The sequence below is a fragment of the Collimonas silvisoli genome (assembly GCF_018305005.1).
Taxonomy (GTDB): Bacteria; Pseudomonadota; Gammaproteobacteria; order Burkholderiales; family Burkholderiaceae_D; genus Collimonas; species Collimonas silvisoli.
The window spans coordinates 1-4,369 of record NZ_JAGQEG010000183.1; the positions used below are offsets into that span (position 1 = coordinate 1).

The 4,369-nt window shown below is 56.3% G+C and carries 6 protein-coding genes; 3 read left to right on the top strand and 3 right to left on the bottom strand.

Going from position 1 to position 4,369, the window contains the following annotated elements; genetic code table 11:
* A partial coding sequence (locus tag KHU33_RS25565) for an IS3 family transposase (protein ID WP_211468273.1) occupies positions 1 to 431 on the top strand: 431 nt, incomplete at its 5' end.
* An 84-nt stretch (positions 432 to 515) separates the two neighbouring features.
* Here KHU33_RS25565 and KHU33_RS25570 read toward each other — a convergent pair.
* The 3 genes from KHU33_RS25570 to KHU33_RS25580 all read right to left on the bottom strand — a co-directional run bounded on the left by KHU33_RS25570 (position 516) and on the right by KHU33_RS25580 (position 3,107).
* The gene (locus KHU33_RS25570) at positions 516 to 1,337 is read right to left on the bottom strand and encodes a MetQ/NlpA family ABC transporter substrate-binding protein (protein WP_211468274.1); all 822 of its coding nucleotides are present in this window, start codon (positions 1,335 to 1,337) and stop codon (positions 516 to 518) included.
* 64 nt (positions 1,338 to 1,401) lie between these two features.
* Positions 1,402 to 2,061, bottom strand: a complete 660-nt coding sequence (locus KHU33_RS25575) for a methionine ABC transporter permease (RefSeq protein WP_211468276.1) — start codon at positions 2,059 to 2,061, stop codon at positions 1,402 to 1,404.
* Positions 2,061 to 3,107, bottom strand: a complete 1,047-nt coding sequence (locus KHU33_RS25580; protein WP_211468278.1) for a methionine ABC transporter ATP-binding protein — start codon at positions 3,105 to 3,107, stop codon at positions 2,061 to 2,063. Before KHU33_RS25580 ends, KHU33_RS25575 begins: the two co-directional genes overlap by 1 nt.
* A 177-nt stretch (positions 3,108 to 3,284) precedes the next feature.
* Here KHU33_RS25580 and KHU33_RS25585 point away from each other — a divergent pair, with 177 nt between their 5' ends.
* Positions 3,285 to 3,494, top strand: a complete 210-nt coding sequence (locus KHU33_RS25585) for a hypothetical protein (RefSeq protein ID WP_211468280.1) — start codon at positions 3,285 to 3,287, stop codon at positions 3,492 to 3,494.
* 8 nt (positions 3,495 to 3,502) lie between these two features.
* Positions 3,503 to 4,327 (top strand): hypothetical protein, encoded by an 825-nt coding sequence (locus KHU33_RS25590; protein ID WP_211468282.1) that lies wholly within the window; start codon positions 3,503 to 3,505, stop codon positions 4,325 to 4,327.
* Positions 4,328 to 4,369: the final 42 nt, after the last annotated feature.

Sequence of the window (4,369 nt, forward strand, 5' to 3'; positions counted from 1 at the left end):
TCGTGTATCTGAGCTTGGTGACGGATGCCTACTCACGCAAGATTGTTGGCTACCACGTACACGGCAGCTTGCAAACCGAGGAAGTCAGCCGGGCGCTCAAGATGGCCCTGCGCGGACGCTACGGCAACACACCGGTGATCCATCACTCTGACCGGGGTATCCAGTATTGCTCGACGTACTATCAGGAGATCCATCGTCGGCATGGATTGATTTGCTCGATGACTGATGGATACGACTGTTACCAGAATGCATTGGCTGAGCGGGTCAACGGCATCCTCAAGGGTGAATTCCTGCTCAACCGTCCGGCAGACCTGCAACAAGCCGCGAAGATGGTGGCGCAATCCGTTCGGATCTACAACCGGGAACGGCCGCATACGGCCCTGAAATACAAAACGCCCGATGCGGTGCATCGAGCGTTTGTGTTGCAATAAAACCTGTCAACCTATTTTAGGACTGGACACGCTTATTGGCGATTATTGTCGATTATGATCGATAAAACATTCCATCTGCGTCAATCAAAACGCCGGCACCACCGCACCTTTGTACTTTTCTTCAATGAATTTCTTCACTTCCGGCGAGTTCAACGCAACCGCCAGTTTCTTGATGGCGGCGCTGTCCCTGTTATCCGGACGGGCAACCAGCAAATTGGCGTAAGGCGAATTGGCGTCTTCGATGAACAAGGAATCCTTGACCGGATTCAGCTTGGCTTCAATCGCATAGTTGGTGTTGATCAAAGCCAGGTCGACTTGATTCAACACGCGTGGCAGGGTGGCGGCTTCCAGTTCCTTGAACTTCAGATGCTTGGGATTTTCGATGATGTCTTTTTGCGTCGCCGAGATATTGCTCGGATCTTTCAGTTTCAACAGACCTTGGCGTGACAGCAGCAGCAGGGCGCGTCCGGAGTTTGACGGATCGTTCGGGATGGCGACCGTTGCGCCGTCCGGCAAATCAGCCAGTTTCTTGTACTTGCTCGAATACCCGGCGAACGGCTCGACGTGCACCTTGGTGACGACTACTTCGATATCGTTCTTGTGATTTTTCTTGAATTCGTTCAAGTACGGCTGATGCAGGAAGAAATTGCCGTCGACTCTTTTCTCGTTGGTCTGCACCGCCGGCTGGATGTAGTCGGTGAATACCTTGACCTGCAAATCGACGCCTTCCTTGGCCAGGATAGGTTTGACGAAATCGAGGATTTCGGCGTGCGGCACCGGTGAGGCGGCGATCACCAGCTTGTCGGCAGCTTGCGCCGGTGCAGCGGCGATCAGGCTGAAGGTCGAGAACACGGCCGCAGCCAGCCCCAGCGATAATGAAAATTTGCGTGACGATTTGCGTGACATATAACTCCCTTTTTGGATTTTGAAAATACAAACATGCGACAACTGAATTACTTATCCGGCTAACTTACTTGCGCGTGAAATGCAGCACCAGCCGATCGCCGGAAAACTGCAACGCTTGCACCAGCACCACCAGCACGGCAACGGTGGCGACCATGACTTCGGTCTGGAACCGCTGGTAGCCGAAACGAATCGCCAGATCGCCCAGGCCGCCGCCGCCGATCACGCCGGACATGGCGGCGTAAGACATCAAGGCAATCGCGGTGACGGTAGTGGCGGCGATCAGGCCGGGCAGGGCTTCCGGCAGCAGCGCGCCGAAGATGATCTGGCGTTTGCTGGCGCCCATGGCCTGGCAGGCTTCCACCACGCCGCGATCGATTTCGCGCAGCACGTTTTCCACCAGGCGCGCGAAGAACGGCGCAGTGCCCAGCACCAGCGGCGGAATCGCGCCCTGCACACCGAGTGAGGTGCCGACCAGCAGCACCGTGACCGGAATCATCACGATCAGCAAGATCAGAAACGGTACCGAGCGCAGCACATTGACGACCAGCGACAGCAAGCGGTAAATGCCGCGCTGCTCAAGCAACTGGCGTTTGCCGGTGATGAACAGCAGGATGCCGAGCGGCAGCCCGAGCAGTATCGTGAACAGCAGGGAAAAGCCGGTCATGGCCAGGGTTTCCCAGGTGGCTTGCCAGATGTCGGCCCAGTCGATGAGAGAGAAATCCATTATGCGAGCACCTCATGCCGAATATTGTGTTGATCCAGGGTGGTGAAGACCTGCGCTACATCGGCCGGTTCGCCGCGCAATTCCACCAGCAACTGGCCGTAGGGCGTGTCCTTGATGCGGGCGATGGTGCCTTGCAGGATGGTGATCAGCGCCGGCGTCGCCGCCGCGATGCTGCTCAGGATGGGTTGATAGGTGATGTCGCCGACGTAAGTCAGGCGCACCAGCAGGCCGTGCAACTGGGTAATGCCGGCCGCGGTGGACGGCAGCAATGCGTTCTCGGCCGAGAACGGTGTGCTTTCGGCGACCATGCTTTGGGTGACAGCGTGTTGCGGATGGAGGAACACTTCGGCGACATCGCCGGCTTCGACGATGCGGCCAGCCTCGATCACCGCAACCCGGTCGCAGATGTTGCGGATCACTTGCATCTCGTGCGTAATCAGCACGATCGTCAAGCCCAGCTTGCGGTTGATGTCGAGCAGCAGGCGCAGGATAGCTTGGGTGGTTTCAGGATCAAGGGCGGAGGTGGCTTCGTCGCATAGCAGTAGATGCGGGGTGTTGGCCAGCGCGCGGGCGATGCCGACACGCTGTTTCTGGCCGCCGGACAATTGCGCCGGATATTTGTCACGATGCTCGCTGAGGCCGACCAGGTCGAGCAATTCGCTGACCCGCGCCGCGCGTTGCTGCTGAGTGTATTTGCCGGTGATCTTCAGCGGCCAGTCGATATTGGCGGCCACGGTCTTGGCGTTGAGCAGGTTGAAGTGCTGGAAAATCATGCCGATCCGCTGGCGCAGCCGATGCAGGCCGTTATTGTCCAGCGCGGTAATGTCTGCGCCCTCGATCAGCACTTGTCCGCTGGACGGGCGTTCCAGCATGTTGAGAGTGCGGACCAAGGTGCTTTTGCCGGCGCCGGAGCGGCCGATGATGCCGAAAATTTCGCCCTTCTTGATATGCAGATTGATGTCGGACAATGCGGCGACGGGAGTGCCGGCGGTTTTGGCATTGCGTTCCAGCGGGTAGGTTTTATGCAGGTGTTCGATACGGATCACGGGTGTGCTTCAGATTATTCAGTCAGATGTGCAATTTTATCAGCGACCCTATATACGCCAAACTTATATCTCGTTATTTGCATATGACAATCCCGTTGTTAAGGCGTATTTCTGTTGGATAAAGATGAGGGGCGAGAACATGCAAAAGATGTATTTCTATGGCATAGTGGACGCACTATGAAAGCACTCCAGAGCGCATTAGCTAAAACGATTCTCGCTGATCCCAGCGCCAAGTTGCAGCTGCGCGCCTATTTAGCCAGTAAGAACTCCAAGTCATCATTGTCGACTTCCGCCACTTCTGTCCCCGCTGACGACCTGATCAGCGTGCATTCCGCGCAAGAGGGCACCGTGCTGTACCGTATAAGCGTCGTTCCCAAGGCCGCCTGAGCGGAACGATGAACGTAGCGCTGCCTGCTTTAATCGTCTTCCTGCTGCTGCTCCCGGGTTTTATCGCTCGTTCCAGATTCAAGCGAGCAGAGCGCATTTCCCTCGATTATTCTCCGTTCGGACAGATTGTCACTGAGGCGATGCTGTGGAATTGCGTTTTCCATCCTTTGTGGTTGCTCACGTCCGCATACCTGTTCGGACGCACGCTGCAACCGCTATTGTTGCTCGAACTCTTGTCCTCCGATCCCGCCGGCCAGTCCAAGGCGATCCAGGGGATCGCTGCGCAATTTTCTTGGATATGCGCTTATTTCCTGAGTTTGTATGCCGGCGCTTGGGTCGTGCCTAATTGTTTTCGGTTCGTCATCATTTACTTCGGGCTGGACCGCGCAGGCAGTAGCTGGTTAGCTCTCTGGCTACGCTTTAACGATGCGCCTTGGTATTACTTGCTGACCGGCGCCGATTTTGACGAAGAACAACGGCCGGATCTGATCGCCGTATCGGCGCTTGTAAATGTGGCAGGGCAGGCGGTACTGTTTACCGGCATCCTCCAGGATTATTTTTTCGATACCAGCGGCAATTTGGACCGGCTCATCCTGCAGCAGGTGATGCGGCGGCCGCTGGTCGCCGACAAAGAGAACGACGCCACGGTAGAGCAAGACCTGGCGCGTTTCTACGGAGTCGACGGCGATTATTTCGTGTTGCGCTATAGCGAAGCCATTACCCTCAACATTGAATATCTCAAAATCGCCAAGGTCGTGGCTGATGCTCCGCTTGATGATGCGCCATCAGCAAACGCGGTCAGCGATATCGGGGTGCCGGCTAGGGCCTGTTAATAATTGATTTGGGAGATGCGTTCCAACCAAAACGTGTGGTGG

Excerpts from the sequence above, each read along its gene's own strand:
- KHU33_RS25570 (WP_211468274.1), bottom strand. The coding sequence starts at position 1,337 with ATGTCACGCAAATCGTCACGCAAATTTTCATTATCGCTGGGGCTGGCT.
- KHU33_RS25575 (WP_211468276.1), bottom strand. The coding sequence starts at position 2,061 with ATGGATTTCTCTCTCATCGACTGGGCCGACATCTGGCAAGCCACCTGG.
- KHU33_RS25585 (WP_211468280.1), top strand. The coding sequence starts at position 3,285 with ATGAAAGCACTCCAGAGCGCATTAGCTAAAACGATTCTCGCTGATCCC.
- KHU33_RS25590 (WP_211468282.1), top strand. The coding sequence starts at position 3,503 with ATGAACGTAGCGCTGCCTGCTTTAATCGTCTTCCTGCTGCTGCTCCCG.